The sequence below is a fragment of the Prevotella sp. Sow4_E9_plate genome (assembly GCF_052116205.1).
Lineage (GTDB): Bacteria > Bacteroidota > Bacteroidia > Bacteroidales > Bacteroidaceae > Prevotella.
Window position 1 is genome coordinate 1 of the sequence record NZ_JBQKLN010000028.1, and the last position, 18,775, is coordinate 18,775.

14 protein-coding genes are annotated in these 18,775 nt (G+C 42.6%); 9 read left to right on the forward strand and 5 right to left on the reverse strand.

Going from position 1 to position 18,775, the window contains the following annotated elements; genetic code table 11:
- Nucleotides 1-134 precede the first annotated feature (134 nt).
- From ACTQ53_RS11105 to ACTQ53_RS11125, 5 genes are all read left to right on the forward strand, one after another.
- Nucleotides 135-1,571, forward strand: a complete 1,437-nt coding sequence (locus ACTQ53_RS11105) for a DUF3868 domain-containing protein (protein ID WP_441933060.1) — start codon at nucleotides 135-137, stop codon at nucleotides 1,569-1,571.
- Between the two features lie 188 nt (nucleotides 1,572-1,759).
- Nucleotides 1,760-3,238, forward strand: a complete 1,479-nt coding sequence (locus ACTQ53_RS11110) for a fimbria major subunit (RefSeq protein WP_441933061.1) — start codon at nucleotides 1,760-1,762, stop codon at nucleotides 3,236-3,238.
- A 306-nt stretch (nucleotides 3,239-3,544) separates the two neighbouring features.
- Nucleotides 3,545-4,672: a FimB/Mfa2 family fimbrial subunit gene (locus tag ACTQ53_RS11115; RefSeq protein WP_441933062.1), complete on the forward strand. Its 1,128-nt coding sequence runs from the start codon at nucleotides 3,545-3,547 to the stop codon at nucleotides 4,670-4,672.
- A 116-nt stretch (nucleotides 4,673-4,788) separates the two neighbouring features.
- Nucleotides 4,789-5,988 (forward strand): hypothetical protein, encoded by a 1,200-nt coding sequence (locus ACTQ53_RS11120; protein ID WP_441933063.1) that lies wholly within the window; start codon nucleotides 4,789-4,791, stop codon nucleotides 5,986-5,988.
- Nucleotides 5,989-6,020: 32 nt separating this feature from the next.
- Nucleotides 6,021-8,870: a DUF4906 domain-containing protein gene (locus tag ACTQ53_RS11125; protein WP_441933064.1), complete on the forward strand. Its 2,850-nt coding sequence runs from the start codon at nucleotides 6,021-6,023 to the stop codon at nucleotides 8,868-8,870.
- Between the two features lie 510 nt (nucleotides 8,871-9,380).
- On the opposite strand, the gene ACTQ53_RS11130 is transcribed toward ACTQ53_RS11125, so the two are convergent.
- Together ACTQ53_RS11130 and ACTQ53_RS11135 are read right to left on the reverse strand one after the other, a co-directional pair.
- On the reverse strand, nucleotides 9,381-9,812 hold the full coding sequence (locus tag ACTQ53_RS11130; RefSeq protein WP_441933073.1) for a PD-(D/E)XK nuclease family transposase: 432 nt from the start codon (nucleotides 9,810-9,812) through the stop codon (nucleotides 9,381-9,383).
- A gap of 178 nt (nucleotides 9,813-9,990) precedes the next feature.
- On the reverse strand, nucleotides 9,991-10,869 hold the full coding sequence (locus tag ACTQ53_RS11135) for an Rpn family recombination-promoting nuclease/putative transposase (RefSeq protein ID WP_441933065.1): 879 nt from the start codon (nucleotides 10,867-10,869) through the stop codon (nucleotides 9,991-9,993).
- Nucleotides 10,870-11,404: 535 nt separating this feature from the next.
- Between ACTQ53_RS11135 and ACTQ53_RS11140 the strand changes: the two genes are divergently transcribed.
- The 4 genes from ACTQ53_RS11140 to ACTQ53_RS11155 all read left to right on the forward strand — a co-directional run bounded on the left by ACTQ53_RS11140 (nucleotide 11,405) and on the right by ACTQ53_RS11155 (nucleotide 15,187).
- On the forward strand, nucleotides 11,405-11,956 hold the full coding sequence (locus ACTQ53_RS11140; protein ID WP_441211053.1) for a hypothetical protein: 552 nt from the start codon (nucleotides 11,405-11,407) through the stop codon (nucleotides 11,954-11,956).
- A 3-nt stretch (nucleotides 11,957-11,959) separates the two neighbouring features.
- Nucleotides 11,960-12,265, forward strand: coding sequence for a helix-turn-helix domain-containing protein (locus ACTQ53_RS11145; protein ID WP_089544424.1), 306 nt, complete (start codon nucleotides 11,960-11,962; stop codon nucleotides 12,263-12,265).
- A gap of 307 nt (nucleotides 12,266-12,572) precedes the next feature.
- Nucleotides 12,573-14,330: an AAA family ATPase gene (locus tag ACTQ53_RS11150; protein ID WP_441933066.1), complete on the forward strand. Its 1,758-nt coding sequence runs from the start codon at nucleotides 12,573-12,575 to the stop codon at nucleotides 14,328-14,330.
- A 53-nt stretch (nucleotides 14,331-14,383) separates the two neighbouring features.
- Entirely contained in the window at nucleotides 14,384-15,187 is an 804-nt protein-coding gene (locus ACTQ53_RS11155; protein ID WP_441933067.1) for a DUF5106 domain-containing protein, read from the forward strand.
- 219 nt (nucleotides 15,188-15,406) lie between these two features.
- Here the strand turns inward: ACTQ53_RS11155 and ACTQ53_RS11160 are convergent, their stop codons facing one another.
- The 3 genes from ACTQ53_RS11160 to ACTQ53_RS11170 all read right to left on the reverse strand — a co-directional run bounded on the left by ACTQ53_RS11160 (nucleotide 15,407) and on the right by ACTQ53_RS11170 (nucleotide 18,709).
- Nucleotides 15,407-15,895, reverse strand: a complete 489-nt coding sequence (locus tag ACTQ53_RS11160; protein WP_295024978.1) for a hypothetical protein — start codon at nucleotides 15,893-15,895, stop codon at nucleotides 15,407-15,409.
- A gap of 376 nt (nucleotides 15,896-16,271) precedes the next feature.
- Complete coding sequence (locus tag ACTQ53_RS11165; protein ID WP_117586715.1) at nucleotides 16,272-17,285, reverse strand: class II fructose-bisphosphate aldolase; 1,014 nt, start codon at nucleotides 17,283-17,285, stop codon at nucleotides 16,272-16,274.
- A gap of 203 nt (nucleotides 17,286-17,488) precedes the next feature.
- A complete protein-coding gene (locus ACTQ53_RS11170; RefSeq protein ID WP_295348140.1) occupies nucleotides 17,489-18,709 on the reverse strand; it encodes an MFS transporter in 1,221 nt (406 codons plus the stop codon).
- Nucleotides 18,710-18,775 lie beyond the last annotated feature (66 nt).

An 18,775-nucleotide genomic window follows, 5' to 3' on the forward strand; every position in this document is an offset into this window, starting at 1 on the left:
ATTTTCAAAGAACTATTTCGTTACATGAAACGTTAAATATCAGAGCGTAATATTAACAATTAACAGGGATGTTTCCAGCTTGTTTTTAAGAACAGAGAACTGGACACCCTAATTAATAAGTAAAACTGAAGATTATGAACACATATAAGATTTTAACAGAAACACTTGGAGCCGTCGCCATCAGCATTTTGTTTAGCACTCATGCTATCGCACAAGAGCAGGCTGCCAAGGATATGAAAATCCTGAATAAGGAAATCAAGAAGAAAGGTAATAAGGTAAACGTTTATATGGACCTCAACCTAGACCAGGTAAAAGTGGCTAGCAATAAGGGACTCGTCTTTACCCCAATCATCTATAAAGGTGAAGATACACTAAAGCTCCCGGCTGTGGAGGTAATGGGAAGAAAGAGATTCGTTTACTATGAGCGTACCAAGAAAACTGCTACAGAAAATCCACTCATCGTAGCAAAGCGTGAAAACAAGAAGTCTCAGACTCTCAGATACGCTTACACTACCCCTTACCGCGAATGGATGAAGAACTCCAACTTCGCCATTAGCAATGATGCCTGCGGATGTAACCAGAAACTACTGGCAGAAAACCTGCTCACCAATAACACAGAGGCACTCACTACTCCTCAGCAGCTCTACCAGGCTTATAGAGAACCTAAGGCAGAGGTTGTGAAGGTAAGACAGGAAAATGGTTCGGCAAGACTCAACTTCCGCATCAACAAGTGGGATATCGTAAAGGAATTGGGTAACAACAGCAATGAGTTGGCTACCATCAAGCAGACGCTCGATCTCGTAAAGAACGACCCAGACGTAACCATCACTTCCATTACGCTTCACGGTTATGCTTCACCTGACGGCAACTATGCCAACAACGACAAGCTGTCACGCAACCGTACCCAGGCTCTCAACCAGTATCTGCTGAAGACCTATCCGGTAGACAAGAAACTCTTCAAGGTAGAATCTACCGCAGAGGATTGGGAAGGAACACTAAAGTACATTGAGAGTCACAACATTCCTCAGAAGGAAGCTGCTCTCAAGATCATCAACAGCAATCTGACTCCTGACCAGAAAGAACAGACGCTCGCAGCCAAGGCTGGTGAGGCATTCCGATTCCTGATTGACAAGGTTTGGCCAAGCTTGCGCCGCACCGATTACACCATTGAGTACGATGTGAAGGCATTCAACCTCGAGGAGGCACGCAAAGTGATGAATACACGTCCACAGAAGCTCTCTCTTCAGGAGATGTATATGGTAGCAAACAGTTATCCGAAGGGAAGCGAGGAATACAACAATGTATTCGATACCGCAGTCAAGATGTTCCCAGAAGATAAACTCGCTAACCTGAATGCGGCTATTGCTGCCATCGACAGAGGCGACAAGGTGCGCGCAGAGAAATATCTCAAGAAGGCTGGCACCGGTGCCGAAGTAGATAACACCCGTGGTTGTCTCGCTGTTCTTAATGAGGATTACGTAGCTGCCAAGCAGTACTTCCAGAAGGCAGTAGCCGATGGCTTGAAGGGTGCTCAGGAAAATCTCGACAAGGTGAACAAGATTGTGGAGTAAGAATGAACATGAAGTATAAGTAAAAGAATAAACAATAATAATATAAACTAAAAAATTTAATTTAAGAACTGGAAAAGAAAGAATAGTTTTTGATTACCCCCGGGCGAAGCCAGTGATGAGGTCTGAGAGACCCGTCCATTTCGCAACTCAAAACAAAATTTTATATAACACTTAATAAGTAAAAGATTATGAAGAAAATGAATTTGCTCGTTATGAGCTTGGTATCAGCAGCAGCGTTTTCTTTCTCAAGCTGCAGCAGCAATGATGATTTGACAGGTGGCGCAGGCAACCAGTCTAAGGTGGAAGGTTTCTATATGACTTTGGCGGTTCAGACTCCAACTAGCAATGGTACAAGAACCCAGCAGCAGAAAGAAAATGTAAAGGCTACTCCAGAAGAGTCTAAGGTGACAAGTGGTACATTCTACCTGGTTGATGCTCAGGGAAAGATTGTCTTCACGAAGAATATTACCGAGACTGAGTGGTTAAATGCCGCACCTGTATTAACAAAAACTGGCACGACCCAGATTCAGGTTCCAGTACAGAACGTAACAGAAGGTGTGACATATAATGTATATTTCTTGGCTAATACAACAGATGCTATGCCATGGGAAAACATTTTTGCCCCAACAGCTGAAAAATTCACAGCAATCAACATGTTTGATGCAGGTTATGCCACAGATAATGCGTTTGTTATGTTCAACCAGAATGACAAGAATTCTCATGCAGACCAATATATTGTATCATTCGAAGCTGCAAATAAGAATATAAAGACCCCTGCTTCAGTTAATAAGACCATTATGCTCGACCGCGTTACTGCTCGCATCGACAAGCCTGAAACTGAGGCAACTTCAATTACTGCAAAATATCCAGAAGGTGCTTCAGATACAAAGAAGGCTGCTATTGATGCCGAAATTGCAAAGGTGAAGACTGTTACACAGTCTAATTACGCTATCACCAACTTGTCTAACAAGACAAACATTATGCAGAAGTGGAATGACGCATGGGCTGCTCTTCAGATTCCTGCAGGCACCGATCACATGCAGAAGTCAGGAGATTTGGGTGACCAGTGGACATTAGAAAATTACGGCTGGTTTGCAAATGCTGAAAAGAACTACGTATTTGAGAATACAAAGGAAACTCCAACTACCATGTACTTCGAATACACATTGGGTTTGGATGAAAGCAAGTTCCCAGATGATACCCCAGATTTCACAGATGGTACATTCTATCGCTATAATGGCGTTATCTACAGAAGCATTGCAGCTATCTATAAGGCATATCAAGATCAGCCTATCCTCTTCGGTGGTAAGAGCGCAGCAGACCTCTTGGCAGAGCTGAAGCCACAAACAGAAGGTGAAGGTGAAAATGTAAAGAAGACTATCGGTGCTACAGCTGCTGAATTAGCTAAGTTCCGCAAGGACAACGTTATCGAAGTATTCGTAGCAGGTAAGACTTACTACTCACAGGTTATCATCGACAAGTGGCTTGGCACAAACACCATCCAGCGTAATACTGTTTATCAGTTGAATGTAAAGAAGATCTACAACTTGGGTGCAGACGTTCCTAATGGCAAGCCAGACGAGAACAAGCCAATGTACTACCTCGATGTTGAGGTTTCTGTTAACCCATGGGTTCTCAGTACACAGGATGTAAACCTGGGTGAGTAATCATTCTTCAAGTTAATCAAGCATAAACAGAAAAAGATGAATGCTCCGGGGATGTACCCCATCCCCCGCTCTCAAGATAATTCTTGAAACAACAATACTCTCAATCTCCCGGGGGCTACCCCGCCTCCGGGAGATTACAAAAACAAAAGATGATATTTGCCGCCAACAGATGGCGGGAACCCCTATCGTGCTGAATCAGCACCACTCAACAAGAAAAAAAGGATGCCGGAGGCTACCCCCACTTCTTACGCCCTACGGCACACTAGATATAAGTATAAGTAAAAGAATTAATAAAACACAAACGATATGAAACATTTCATCATCAAAAACGGTTGCAAAGTGGTTTGTATCTCAGCCATCGCACTCTCTTCGCTTTCATCATGCATGAAAGACGATCTGACGAATTGTCCTGCACCTAAGGTGTCGCTCAAGTTCGATTATACATATAATGTTGAGAACGCTGATGCTTTCTCTCAGGAAGTGAAAAACCTCAACGTCTATGTTTTCGATAAAAACGGTAAATACTTCGATACCTATACGCAGTCTGCCGACAAATTCGAAACGGGTCACAGCATGGACATCACAGACTTACAGGAAGGTAAATACACCTTCGTCTGCCTCGCTCGTGACAAGAAACCTACAGGTAGCAGAGCCGACGGTGACGACGAGATGGAGTTCAGCTTCACCCAACTCACACCAGGTGTTTCTACCATCAACGACCTGCAGGAGGAAATGGGAAAGAAAAACGGAGAAGCTTCAGTCAACAATAAGAAGTTCACCGCTCTCTACACCGCCCAGACATCTCTCGACTTCAAGGGCAAGAAGGACACATCCGGCAAACTGAGTCTGATGAAATGTACCAAGACCTACCGCATCGTGATGCTTCCTTACGATAACGAACAGCAGGGATTCGTGGCAGAAAACTTCGACGTAAGAATCAAGGGTTCGGCTGCCCTCCTCGACTACAAGGGCGACAAGGTAAAGGATGCCAACGGAGTAGAACAGAACAAGCCAATCACCTACGTGCCTTACAACGAGAAACTGGTGGTTAACACCGACGGCAATACTGAGGTAGATGGTGAAAAAATCGACAAGGCTTTGGTTTACGACCTGTCTTCTTCCAGAATGTTCGAGCGCAAGAACGATGTAAGCACCCGCAACACCGACAGTAAGGAGTACAACGACAAGCGAATCGTAATCACCGACAAGCGCACAGGCAAGGAAATCTTCAACCACTCACTGCCATGGTTCCTCGCTCTCTGCGGCGAGCGCACCGACAAGGGCTGGGAGGATCAGGAATACCTCGACCGCCAGGATCACTACACCCTCGTATTCTACGTTCCAAGTCCAGGTTCCGACTACCACATGGATGCTAGAATCAAGGTGAACGGCTGGGTTCTCAATCTGCAGAATGCAGACCTCGGATCCAAATAAGATTACCCAAAACAGTAACAAAGTAACGAAGTATAAGTATAAGTAAAAGATAGGAGATACAAGTTATGTTAGATTTCGCAAAAAGAAAAATCTGTGCGAATCAACTGACTAACATTATGAAGGGAATAGCAGCATTGGCACCCACCTTGCTGCTTACCCTGATACTAACATCATGTATGTCGGACGGTTACACAGATACAGCTGCTGGAAAGAGTGATACCTACATCAACCTGAATGTATCAACTCCTACAGCTCAGGCCAGAGCCAAAGCTCCTGCCAACCCAGCAGGAACCAGCGGAACGCCCGGGCAAGACGAAACAAACCCTTCTCCTGATACAGAGGAGAAAATTACAAGTATCAGAGTATGGGCATTCAAAAGCGATTCAGAAAAAGCAACTGCCACACCAATAGGATTCAAATCAGAAACCAACCTCTCAAAACAAGGTTCTCACAACGTAAGTATGATGATTACTCGCAAAAACGCTAAGACTCTGGGCAAAATAGATCTTTACATCCTGCTCAACGCAGAAAGCGTAGGAGTGCTGGATGGCAAAGACTGCATCAAGATGACACGTGAAAAGCTGGAAGCCCTGGTTATCAAGAATAATTTTGGTATAGATAATGGTACGGCTCAAACAACAGTAGTACCAGATGCCGGTCTGCCAATCTCTCGAGTTATCAAGGAACTTGATGTTACCAACAACATCAAAGACAATGCAGCCGAAGCAGCTGCCAACCCTGTAAGCGTTCCATTGGTAAGAGCCGTTTCGAAGCTCCACTTCTTCTTCACAAGAAAGAATGTGAAAGATACAGAAGGTGTGGAAGTAACGAAGATTGAGGTGAATGAAAACGTTATTCCTACCCAAAGTTCTGTATTCCCAACAGCAACAACATATGCTAATAAAGAAACAGATGGTTTAACCGGAGACCTCACTTCTCTGAAATATCTCAATGAGAAGATGACATTCGGCGGTGTGGCAACAGGAGACATCAAACCTGTAACAGACCCTGCAAGCTATATTCGCAAGCCTGATCAGACTGCAGAAGACTACATCACCCAGCTTCGTGGTTTAAAGACAGAATGCCATCTGAGCTATCTTCGTGAAACAGGCAAAGAACTCACTGGTACAATTTACTTTAAATTGAGAAAGAATGGAGCAGAGAAGCATAAGACCTTCAGGATTTCCAAAGCCTACCGCAACCATGAAATGGTAGTATATGGCTACTTCCTGGGTGATGAGGAATCAACCCTCACCTTGAAGTACTATGTAGCAGACTGGACTGATAAGGGTACTACAAACATTGAATTTAATTAAACTATTGGAGGAATCATAATATGAAGAAAGTAATGAAATTAGCATACCTGCTCATGGGAGTAGCACTCTTACTCAGCAGTTGCTCGGAAGACATCTTCCCGGGCGGCAGCGAGAGTAACGAAGATGTTACCATTTCGTTGGCCTATTCTGATGTTTCCCCAAGAGACATCGTGGTCAACTCCCGAGCTACAGATGCTGAGGAGCGTCATCTCGACAATCTCTACATCTATATATTTGATGGCAATGGTAATTTGAAGGGCTATAAAGGTATTGAAGGTGCAGATAGTCTGAATCAAAGTACCAGCAGCTCTGAAACTGAAAAACAGGAAATAACCGGCATCAAGACAAGAAGCGGCGATTCATATATCTATGCGGTTGCCAACATTTCTACGGGTCTTTACCCTGTGGCGACCAGCAACGGTACTGTTGAACCAAACAAGTTGCCTATTAACTTGGATGAAGACAAAGCCTGTGCTGGTGAATATGAATTCACACTCGACCAGTTGAAAGCTTTGACATTCAATCGTAACAATCCTAACACCATTCAGATTCCAAGTGCATTCTTGATGAGTGGTGCTGTACAGGAAGGCAACCTGGTGAACATCACAACTGCAGGAACAATCGAAAATGGCGGAAATGACATCAGACTGAGACGTATTGTATCCAAGGTAAAGTTTACCATCAAGGAAAAAACAGGAGATGTCGTAAATCGTTCATTCAAACTTGCCAATTATGATATCATGAATATCGCAATGAATGGTACACTCATTGGCAGTATTGACGGTAACGATAAGAAAAAAATAAGCAATAATACAGATGTTAGCAATATCGTGGGTCTGACTCTTGGCGTAAACGATGTGGATGAAACAGGCGCAGAATACTTCGAAGCCTATTTGCCAGAAAATCTGCAGGATGCAAAACAAGACGTAAAAGTTCAGGAAATGCGAGAGGACGACAACAAGTCAAATCCTAAGGTATTCACCAATGCTCCAAAGTATGGCACATACGTAGTTTTGAAAGGCAAGTATGAAGAAACAACCAAGGATGGTTCAACCATAACTGCCGACGTAACCTACTATGTTCACTTAGGCGACTGCAGTGTAAATCACAATGACTACAATGTTGAGCGTAATTGCAATTACACCTTTAACATCACAGTGGCAGGTGTAAATAAAATCATCGTTGAAGCTACAAAAGAAGGAAACGAACAGCCTGGTGCAGAAGGTGTGGTATTGAAATATGGCAATACCGGTAAGAACCTGACTCTCGACAGTCATTACGAATATATGGTAATGCGCTTCAATCAGGCGGACATCAAAAAGCTGAAAGACTCCAAACTAGGATATTACTATCAGGTTTACGCCTTGGGCAAGAAGACAGAGCCAATAAACGTAAAAGATGAAGCAAATCCAACGACACAGGAACACCAAAAGCAGCTGAACGGTGTAGATACAAAGTGGATTGAGTTTGCAATTACAGGCAGAAATAAAAGCAAAAGTATCTATGGCGACGCAAATGACGGTAGAGGTACTCCATGTGATTATCCAGGCAAATCAGAAACCATGGATATCGAAACATTCTTGCAAATGCTGTATGCTAATGCAAAAAACGATAAGTTCTGGAATAATCGCCAATACATTGATGCGACCTGTTTCATCAGTGAGAACTACTATGACAATCTCACTTGGGACAAGTACGTTAACAACGTAGATAAGCGAGCTTTCTATGTAGCAAACAACGTATGGGTTAGCGAAGATACAAGAAGCGTATATGCCGAGGCTCAATATGGTTTGACCCAGCACAATATCCAGACCTTCTACGATAGAAGTCAGGCAGGAAGTGTTATTGCTTATGGCTGCGAAACCATCAATGACGAGGAAGGAAAAGGATTCACTGATGATGGAATAGGAGGAGATAGCGGCAATAATGCAAATCGTCAGTATATGTCTTATGGCTCTGATACATGGAATGGTCGCAGTAATATGTTGAAAGATATATTCAAAACTGATTGGCGTGGAAATGTAACAACAACTCCAAGGCAAAACTGGTCAGAATTGAAAACATATTTAAAACAGTACAAGTCGCTGGTCAAATCTTGCATGAGCCGTAATAGAGACCTGAATGGTGATGGTAAAATCTCACAAGACGAAGTGAGATGGTATGCTCCAGCTCTTGACCAATACGCAGGATTATGGATTGGAGAGGAAGCTATGGGTACAGAAGCAAAACTATACAATAAGAATACTTCAGACCTCGTAGGAGATTCTGACAGAATGTTATATTACACTTCAACATCTGGAGTAAATACTTATTTCTCGGAAGAGGGTATGGCCACCAACAATCATTTTAAAAACAAAGACTACAATTTCATACCTACACTTGTCCGCTGCGTTCGCAACTTAAAATCAAACGCAATCGGCTATGACGAGCAACCAGATAAGTTCTACTCAACAAGCGGTTATGATGTCGAACTGGACAAAGTGGATAATCAAGCCCTCAATGTCACAGGAGATCAAGGAGAGCTAAATGAGCATGAAGAACGTTCTGCAGGCAATAAACCTGCTAAATCGTTCAGAATTGCAGCCAAAACGTATCCAGAAAACAATAGTGGTGAGGCCAGTATGGAGAGTGTAGTATATGGTAGATTCAAATGCTATGGCAACTATAATGAAGAAGACAGAAAATGGAGAGTGCCAAATCAAAGAGAAATGTCTGTGATGTATTTAATCAATCCTAATTTGATCAATATGGCTTATTGCAGAACAAAATTCTCAAATATAAACTTCAGAAAGTCTTGGACATATACTTCCGTTTTTACAATGGCCACCAACTGGAGTGACTATTCGTTAGGTAAAGTCCGTTGCATCAAGGTTTTGAAATAACAAGTAAAATACAAAAGTTAAGAATCATATATCTGTAAGAGAGGAGGGAAGGAAGTTGGGAATACTTCCTCCCCCCTTTTTTTTATTATTATAAGACATTATTATCATTTACTATTATACAAATTTGCGAAAACTAGACTAGACTGGTCGTTGGGATTTTAGTTGCCGAGGTGACTCACCTGCTAAGATTCCACGACTTTTTTTTGTGCCCTGAAAATTCCACCCCCGCCAGCCGTCCTACACCCCCATTAGGCGTCCCGACGGATTTGAAATCCGTCGTAAAAAAAGGTTCGACCTATCAAACCAGGGGATTTATAATCCCCTAATCCATAACATATAATAGTTCGAACTTTTAGTCCTCCATTGAATACGTGTTCTTATTTAATGACTGAGTAGTTACCCAGAAAGACCGTGAGGCAGAGTAAGATAATAACTTTCAAACAAAAAAATCTCCCCAAAAGTTCAGGCATCTATCGCCTGGCTTATGGGGAGAACTTGTATCTGATAATTTTATGATTTCAATTGAAGCAATTGCTCATGGGTTAAGCCCGTCAGTTCCATGATAGAGTCATCATCCATACCCTTTAATAGCATTTTCTTCGCTATATCAAGACTTTTCTGATAACTACCTTTAGCTTCACCTTTGGCAAAACCTTTAGCTTCACCTTTAGCAACACCCTCATCAATACCATTCATGTAATAGCTCATTAAGACACCATAGTAATCATCGGCGGCCTTTAAGCTTTCATCATATTTCTCTTGCTCTTCCTGACTCAGACAGCGGGAATCTGCCAGTTCAGCAAGACGCTTGAAAATCTTCTTCTGTGCCGTAAACGGCATTCTCTCTAATGCTTCCATATGCTTTAATACATAAATCCATTTGTCAAAATCACTTTCACATTCTTCAGCCTTCTTGTCAAAGAAAGGAAGAGATAAATAGATGAAGCGAAAATAGCCTTGCTGGCATAATAGATGGAGCGATTGACAAAAAACGGCACCCATCTGTTCTGCATCTCGACAATGAAATGATTTCCATCATAACTTTTTTCCCCTCAAAAAACTCCCTATAAGTTCAGGCATCTATCGCCTGGCTTATGGGGAGAACTTGTATCTGATAATTTTATGATTTCAATTGAAGCAATTGCTCATGGGTTAAGCCCGTCAGTTCCATGATAGAGTCATCATCCATACCCTTTAATAGCATTTTCTTCGCTATATCAAGACTTTTGTGATAACTACCTTTAGCTTCACCTTTAGCAACACCCTCATCAATACCATTCATGTAATAGCTCATTAAGACACCATAGTAATCATCGGCGGCCTTTAAGCTTTCATCATATTTCTCTTGCTCTTCCTGACTCAGACAGCGGGAATCTGCCAGTTCAGCAAGACGCTTGAAAATCTTCTTCTGTGCCGTAAACGGCATTCTCTCTAATGCTTCCATATGCTTTAATACATAAATCCATTTGTCAAAATCACTTTCACATTCTTCAGCTTTCTTGTCAAAGAAAGGAAGAGATAAATAGATGAAGCGAAGATTGTCGGAAAAGACATCTTGACTTCCTTTTTCATACAAGGCTACATCGGTTCTGAATTTCGACACTGCATTGTCCTTTGGCATGAAATTCATGAGGCAGACGACATAGACGGGCATTAACTGATAGAGAGCAGGTTTCTGCTCGATTGTCTTTTTCCGCTGCCCGACAATAGCCTTGCTGGCATAATAGATGGAGCGATTGACAAAAAACGGCACCCATCTGTTCTGCATCTCGACAATGAAATGATTTCCATCATCGGTTTCACAATAAATATCAAAGATGCAGCCACGCAAATCTTTGGAATCTGCCAGTTGCTCTTTATCCTTGAAGGTGACATCCCTGATATGCATTTCGTCAACCAACAGGTCGTTCAAGAAACTAATCAGCAAATCCTTGCTGAATTCTTGCCCGAAGAGGCGTTTGAATCCCCAATCGGTGAAGGGGTTAATATATTTACCCATGGCAAAATATTTAGATAATTGATATCTGATGGCAAATTTACGATTTTTCTCTGAAAACTCCAAGAAAAAAACGCAAAAATTTGAAAAACCATAGAATTTACCTCTATTGGATCATAAAACTATTCCGCCTCGCTGGATATGTCGTTCATCACCCCGCCAGGCGTTTCGACGGAGGATAGGGAGATTATCTAAAAAATATCGCCCATCAGCAGGCTAACACTTGCACAACAGGTGTTGGGCGAGCGCATATCAGCTGTTATGCAAGCGCACAACACCTGTTGTGCGGCTGAAGACATAGGCATCTCCTGCTTATACCGTTAATTCTTCCGGCAACAAGCAAAGGTTACTCCGAAGACTATTAACGTAAAAACGATACAACAATGATAGTACTTACAAGATACAAAGATGATTGCAATCAATTTGTGGGACAATGTCCCACATTTTGGAACTAGTATAATTTTCATTAAAAAAGCAACCTAAAAGTTGCAACTAATCGATATTATTCATATCTTTGCATTATAAAAGCATTAAAGATATGAAGTTTGCTAGAATCATCCCTGGTTATGATCATCTCTGGGCAGTTAGAGATGAAAGTCAAAAAGCAGATGAGCTTACTCGTTTGTTTCAAAGGTGGAATAATGCCAATTATCTACTGGACTTCTTTCTAGCTAATCTTGAAGACTTACAAGGATTCTTCAATATTGAAAAAATAAGCGACGCTATTAAAGATACAATGGAAGATGCAGATGAGTTGGAAAGACTGATTCTGGAATTTCCATATACAGAACATCTAGACGAACTATTTCATCCATTAAGTCTTTCAGACAATAGAATGAGAGAATTAACTAGGGAAAAAGCAAGAAACTGGGATAGAAAGAAACATGCTAGCTGGCTTAGAATATACGCTATCAGAATAGAGCCTAATGTATATATTATCACAGGAGGTACTATTAAGCTAACAGCTAAGATGCAAGATAGAAAACATACCCAAATAGAACTTGACAAACTGAATATTTGCCGAGAATATTTAATACAGAACGGAGTGTTCGATCAAGATAGTTTTGTTGATTACATAAAGGAGGAATAAAATATGAAAGAGAAAACATTAAGATTCCTAGAGGCACATGAAAGCCATGAAGCCTCTTCATTTGTAGATGAAGCCAAGTGGAGACAGGAAAACAATGCCTGGATAAGATGGTCGCAGAGCATTGCCCTAAAAATTGTTGATTTCATGCAAGAGAACAATTTATCAAGGGCTGATATTGCTGAGCGGTTGGGATGTACGCCACAATACGTGAGTAAAATATTGTCAGGAAAGACTAACTTCTCGTTCAAAACTATTGCAGAAATTGAACGCCGACTTGGTATTTCATGTATGGAAAAAGCTTTTGCATAATGCTTGTATCGCTTATTGCCTCACTATGGCATAACATTGCCCCATACCAGGGCTATAATCTGTCATTGCCTGGCACAAAACGATACGTCGGGAGCTTTTTTTATAAAAGCACCACTCTCTTTTTTACTCTTCACTCTTCACCAAATCGGCTGAAACCCCGATAAACACTGGGGTTGCGAGAGGTGAAGAGCAGTGAAGAGTGTTTTTGAAGAAGTACGGTCAAAGTTTTTCGGGAAAAGTTTTGGAGATTAGGAGATAAAGTATTATCTTTGCCATCAGATTCAAAAACGAATAATCAAACTGAGTTATGATAGTAAGACCAAAGCGCATTTATCGCAAGCGCATACCATACGGTATGCAGAATTTTGAGGATGTCATAAAAGAGGATTGTTACTATGTGGACAAGACTCCTTTCATAGAGCAAATAGAAGAATCCAACAAGTATTTCTTCTTCATTCGCCCTCGCCGTTTCGGCAAGACACTTATCCTCTCCATGCTTGAGAATTACTATGACATCAACAAGAAAGACAAGTTTGAGGAAATCTTTGGCAAGCTTTACATCGGGCAGAATCCTACACCAGAGCATAATACATATCTCATCATCCACCTCAATTTTGCCGAGGTGGCAGCAGGATTGGATGATTATAAGGATGGACTGGACAACCATTGTCGCCTTGTGTTCAATTTCTTCTGCGACATCTATGCACATATTCTTCCTGCTGGTACCAAGGAAGGATTGCAACAGGAGCCTGATGCGGTATCCAAGTTGAGATTTCTTTGCCAGAAGTGTCAGGAGGTGGGAAAGAAGATTTATCTCTTCATCGATGAGTACGACAACTTCACCAACATGATTCTCGCCCATGAAGAGCATCTCGTGAGGTATCGCAACCAGACCCACGGAGAGGGATACCTGCGCCAGTTCTTCAACACCATCAAGGGTGCGGCTGGCAATACTCTGGGCAGAGTGTTCGTCACGGGAGTAAGCCCTGTGACCATGGACGACCTGACCAGCGGATTCAACATCGGAACCAACTACTCCCTAAGCCCAAAATTCAATGAGATGACGGGCTTCACGGAAGAAGAAGTCAGAGAGATGCTGGATTATTACAGCAGCGTCCTGCCGTTCAATCACACCACAGATGAGCTGATCAAGGTGATGAAGCCATGGTACGACAACTATTGCTTTGCCGAGGAGAGATATGGTGAGACCACCATGTACAACTCGATGATGGTGCTCTACTTCGTAGACAACTATATTGACTACGAATACCAAATCACTAAGAAGATGGTGGAGCCCAACATCCGTATCGACTATGACAAGATGCGCATGCTCATCCGCCACGACAAGGAGTTCACCCACGACGCTAGCATCATCCAGCAATTGGTGACCCAGGGATTCGTGATAGGCACGCTCAACGAGAACTTCCCTGCCGAGCGAATCAACGACCCAGACAACTTCCTCAGCCTGCTGTTCTATTTCGGCATGGTGACGATAGACGGAACATACAAGGGTGAGACCAAGTTCATCATCCCGAATGAGGTGGTGCGAGACCAGATGTACACCTACCTGCTCGACACCTACAAGGAGAATGACTTGGTATATGATAGATATAGCAAGGGTAAACTGGAGAGCAAACTGGCATACGATGGACAATTCAAGCCATACTTTGAGTATATCGCCGACTGCCTGAAGAAGTACTCCTCACAGCGAGACAAGCAGAAGGGAGAGGCTTTCGTGCATGGCTTCACCTTGGCGATGACGAGCCAGAACAAGTTCTATCGCCCTATCTCTGAGCTGGACAATGACGGCGGCTATGCCGACATCTTCCTCTCTCCGCTCTGTGACATCTACAAGGATATGGTGGATTCATATATCATCGAGTTGAAATATTGCAAGAGCCAAACCACAGATGAGCAAGTGAAAAAGCTCTTCGAGGAGGCTTCTGCTCAAATCTCCCGCTATGCGGAAAGTGATATGGTCAGAGAGGCGGTAAAGACCACAAAGCTCCACAAGCTGGTGGTCATCTACCGCGGAGCGGAAATGGTGGCTTGCGAGGAGATATAATTACCGGAGAAGAATAACAGATTCAATAAATAATAAATAATAAAAGGAAGAAAATGATGAAAGCAAGACATATCTCTTATCTTATCGCATGCATGATCATGTTATGCTGCCTGAATACCCAGGCGCAGAATGCATTCCCCTACCCTGCACTGCCTGATACGCTGCGCAACGTAGAACAGCGCGCTACCTACCTCAGCGAGCACTACTGGGACAACTATCAGTTTGCTGATACTACCCAACTGAAAAACGAGGAGATTACAGAACAGGGATTCGTCAACTTCATCGATATCCTCGCCCGTTTCAACGACGAGATCGCTCAGAAAGGCATCAGCGCCTTCACTGCCAAGGCTTACGTACAGAAGCCTGCCAAGGAGAAATTCGAGAGCCTGATAGAGCATTATTTCGACGACCCACAGTCGCCGATGAGAAACGACAGGGTATATAGCTTCTTCCTGGCTGAAATGAAGAAGTCGCCTTACTTCGATGAAGCGGAAAAGGAACGCATCGACTTCAAGTGGAAGGCGGCACGGAAAAACCTGCCAGGCACCAAGGCTACCAACCTCTCCTTCAAGCTGGAAGATGGAAAAATGCATCAGTTGACTGACTATCAGAATGAAAAGGTGATACTCTACTTCCATGATCCGGAATGCGAGAATTGCCACAAGGTTACGGCGTGGCTGAAAAAACAGACCATTCCTGCTGAATACAGAATGCTCAGAATCATTGCTGACGATCAGATAAGTGCTACTTACAGCATCAAGGCGATGCCTACGATTTACTTATTAGACAAAGGCAACATCGTGGTTTTAAAGGATTGTACGCCGGAACTGCTCATCAGCGTCATCAATAACAATTAATTAAAAAAAGAACTAGACTGGTCGTCTAAGCGACGCTCAACTTATTATCATTTACCATTATTCAATTGCATGAATTTTAAACTATCCAATTACATTATTTAATTATTCAATTACATTCTTTAATCACACTTTAAATTCACTTTCTATATTATATTTTCTATTCTACCTATTTATATTGAATCATTATCGTAAGATATTGTACTAATCATATATTCTACCTTATTTCGCCTTTGTAGAGTCGTAATGCATATTAAACTCCTCGCGAGTGTGCTCGTTTCTCTTAACTACGATCACATAGTCACCATCTTTAACTATTCCAACCTTCGCAACAAGTGTGTAATAACCATACTTACCAGACTTGCCGTAATCGCCTGTCTCGGTGATGATAATCTTGTTGCCAACTAACTGAGAGTCAAACTTGATATTTGTGCCCTCATCAAAGATTACATTCTTGTGAGTCAACTGCAACTGACCACCAGAAAGAACCTTGCATACCAGCTTCTCGTTGTTCTCACCATTGATGTTAGAGGTTTCATTTACCTCAGCACCGGTTGTCTGTGAATAACTGAGCAGTGAGAAGTTAGACTTCGTCGTAACGGTGTTGACGCGTGTTGTTGTATCGCCCGTCAAATCATCGTCAGCCGCACTGCAGCTTACTAAACCCAATGCCACCATACAAGTGATGACCATTCCAAAAAACTTTTTCATATTTTATCATTTACTAATTGTTATTCAATCATTTAAACCTGATCTCCTCTTACAAGCATCTGCCCTAAGGCAGTACTCAGGAAGACTTCTAAAAATAACCTTTCGGCCTAAATCATCTTTTACAATATACAAATGATATACAAGAATATAAAATGTACTTCCTACTTTTGTTCGAGTACAAATTTAGAGAAAAAAGTAATACGCTCCAAACTTTTTAAGTTAAATTATGTAAAGAAACAAAGCGTTTACGCACACAACAATCCTGTTACATAACAAAATGAAAGAAAAGCGAAAGAAAGATGAAAGAAAAGGGCATTAAAAAAGCGGAAACCCCGAAGGATTCCCGCTATTATTTTGGGTTGAAAAATCTCGAAGATTAGTCGAGGTTAGCCAACTTGTTGTCAGAATGAAGAACATCCTTGATCTTGTGGCTATAGAGGTCAACCATGTACTCACGAGCCTTACCGCAGTACTGACGTGGGTCGAAGTACTCTGGGTGAAGAGCCAATGTCTCACGAACACCTGCAGTGAAAGCAAGACGAGAGTCAGAGTCGATATTGATCTTGCAAACAGCGCTCTCAGAAGCCTTAGTCAACTGCTCCTCTGGGATACCAACTGCATCTGGCAACTTGCCACCGAACTTGTTGATGATATCAACATACTCCTGAGGAACTGAAGAAGAACCGTGGAGAACGATAGGGAAACCAGGAAGCTGCTCCTCAACTGCTGCCAATACGTCGAATGCCAATGGAGGAGGAACGAGGTGACCTGTCTTAGGGTCACGTGTGCACTGCTCTGGCTTGAACTTGTAAGCACCGTGAGAAGTACCGATAGAGATAGCCAATGAATCAACACCTGTACGTGTAGCGAAATCAACAACCTCCTCAGGCTTTGTATAGTGAGACTCCTCAGCTACTACGTCATCCTCAACACCAGCGAGGACACCGAGCTCACCCTCTACAGTTACACCGAACTGATGAGCGTAGTCAACAACCTTCTTTGTCAATGCAATGTTCTCCTCGTATGGAAGTGCAGAACCATCGATCATTACAGAAGAGAAACCGAAATCTACACAGTCTTTACATGTCTCGAAGCTATCACCGTGATCGAGGTGAAGAACGATCTCTGGATGGTTGCAACCCAACTCCTTTGCATACTCTACAGCACCCTCTGCCATGTAGCGGAGCAATGTAGGGTTAGCATACTTACGAGCACCCTTAGATACCTGAAGGATAACTGGTGACTTCAAATTTGAAGAAGCCTGGATGATAGCCTGGAGCTGCTCCAAGTTATTGAAGTTGAAAGCAGGAACGGCCCAACCGCCCTTGATAGCTCTTGCGAACATGTCCTTAGTGTTCACAAGACCGATTTTCTTGTAATCTACTGCCATAATTGTATTAATTTTATTGTTTTAATGAAACATTCTTTCTTTTTCCATTGATAAGGGAAAGAACTTATGGGATTCCTACCCTAACCGACTGCAAATTTACCTTTTTCTTTTGATACGACAAAATGTTAACTTACTTTTTAGCGTTTCAATCGAGTTAAAAAAGTTAATTATACCCTTTTGCACACCCCACTTCTAGCAAATTGCTAATTGCACTTTGCAATTTTATACTCTCTTACTGCATAAGCCAGCACAACCAGGAAACCGATAAACGGCACTACAAAAGGTAACACCACATGGGTGCGGTCGGCTATCAATCCCATCAGCAGGAAGCCACAACCTCCTATCGGAGTCATCATCAGAAGCGAGGATGCGCTCTTGGTAAGATTACCCAATCCCGTGAGGGCAATAGAGAATATGGTAGGGAACATGATTGCCTCGAAGAGATAATTGCCCACCAAGGCTGCCAGGGAGACAATGCCTAAATCGCAAAGTACCAAACCGATACACACTACGCTGCCGATGGCGCAGATCAAGAGCATCGTAGTGGCCTTGATGTGGCGCATCACCCAACTGCCCAGGAATCTACCTACCATGAAGAATGCCAGGGCACAAGTGAGCACGAGCGAAGCCGTACGATCCGTCATCCAATGCATGCCGGTTACGAAATTAATGAAGTAGGAATTGATGGAAATCTCCGCAATCTCATAGCATAGCAAGGCAAAGAGACCAAAGACAAACATCCTGTGATGGGCAAAAAGCTTGCCGATATTACTTCCCCGTGCCTCATCCTCGGCTGTTGTATCATGCTGGATTTCAGGCAAACTGACACGTGAGAAGACCACGGCTATAGCGAGTACCAAGACACCCAAAATGGCATAAGGTACAGCCACGTTGCCACCTTCATCGGTATTATTGAAAAGAAACTGACCGATGCAAAATGTAGCGAAGATACTACCCAAGCCATTAAAAGACTGCGAAAGGTTCAGGCGGCTGGTAGCTGTCTCCCTGGCTCCCAATTCCGTTACGTATGGATTGGCTGCCGTTTCCAGGAAGACCAATCCACAGCCGATAATGAAGAGGCAAAGTAAAAATGCATAGAAACTGCCGATTGCTGCTCCTGGGACAAAAAGCAATGAGCCCAATCCAAAGAGCAACAATCCAAAGACTACACCCCTGCGATAGCCATACCTATTAATAAAGATACCCGCAGGTATCGCCATCAGGAAATAACCCAGATAGGTGGTAACCTGAATGAGGGCTGAATGGGTAATACTAATATGCAGAGCATTCTGGAAATGCTTGTTCAGCACATCCAGAATGGCACGAGCAAAGCCCCACAAGAAGAAGAGCGACGTTATCAATATGAAAGGGACAAGATATTTCTTGTCAGCTGTTTGTTTCGAATCTGTTTCTTTTGTCAACATTTACTTTTCTATTTATTCATCTAAAAAGATATTTCTGTTCATTTTAAAGAGACTATCGGAAGATAA

Coding starts and splice junctions, on each gene's coding strand:
- ACTQ53_RS11120 (WP_441933063.1), top strand. CDS start 4,789: ATGAAGGGAATAGCAGCATTGGCACCCACCTTGCTGCTTACCCTGATA.
- ACTQ53_RS11170 (WP_295348140.1), bottom strand. CDS start 18,709: ATGTTGACAAAAGAAACAGATTCGAAACAAACAGCTGACAAGAAATAT.
- ACTQ53_RS11155 (WP_441933067.1), top strand. CDS start 14,384: ATGATGAAAGCAAGACATATCTCTTATCTTATCGCATGCATGATCATG.
- ACTQ53_RS11110 (WP_441933061.1), top strand. CDS start 1,760: ATGAAGAAAATGAATTTGCTCGTTATGAGCTTGGTATCAGCAGCAGCG.
- ACTQ53_RS11145 (WP_089544424.1), top strand. CDS start 11,960: ATGAAAGAGAAAACATTAAGATTCCTAGAGGCACATGAAAGCCATGAA.
- ACTQ53_RS11150 (WP_441933066.1), top strand. CDS start 12,573: ATGATAGTAAGACCAAAGCGCATTTATCGCAAGCGCATACCATACGGT.
- ACTQ53_RS11160 (WP_295024978.1), bottom strand. CDS start 15,895: ATGAAAAAGTTTTTTGGAATGGTCATCACTTGTATGGTGGCATTGGGT.
- ACTQ53_RS11105 (WP_441933060.1), top strand. CDS start 135: ATGAACACATATAAGATTTTAACAGAAACACTTGGAGCCGTCGCCATC.
- ACTQ53_RS11140 (WP_441211053.1), top strand. CDS start 11,405: ATGAAGTTTGCTAGAATCATCCCTGGTTATGATCATCTCTGGGCAGTT.
- ACTQ53_RS11115 (WP_441933062.1), top strand. CDS start 3,545: ATGAAACATTTCATCATCAAAAACGGTTGCAAAGTGGTTTGTATCTCA.
- ACTQ53_RS11125 (WP_441933064.1), top strand. CDS start 6,021: ATGAAATTAGCATACCTGCTCATGGGAGTAGCACTCTTACTCAGCAGT.
- ACTQ53_RS11135 (WP_441933065.1), bottom strand. CDS start 10,869: ATGGGTAAATATATTAACCCCTTCACCGATTGGGGATTCAAACGCCTC.
- ACTQ53_RS11165 (WP_117586715.1), bottom strand. CDS start 17,285: ATGGCAGTAGATTACAAGAAAATCGGTCTTGTGAACACTAAGGACATG.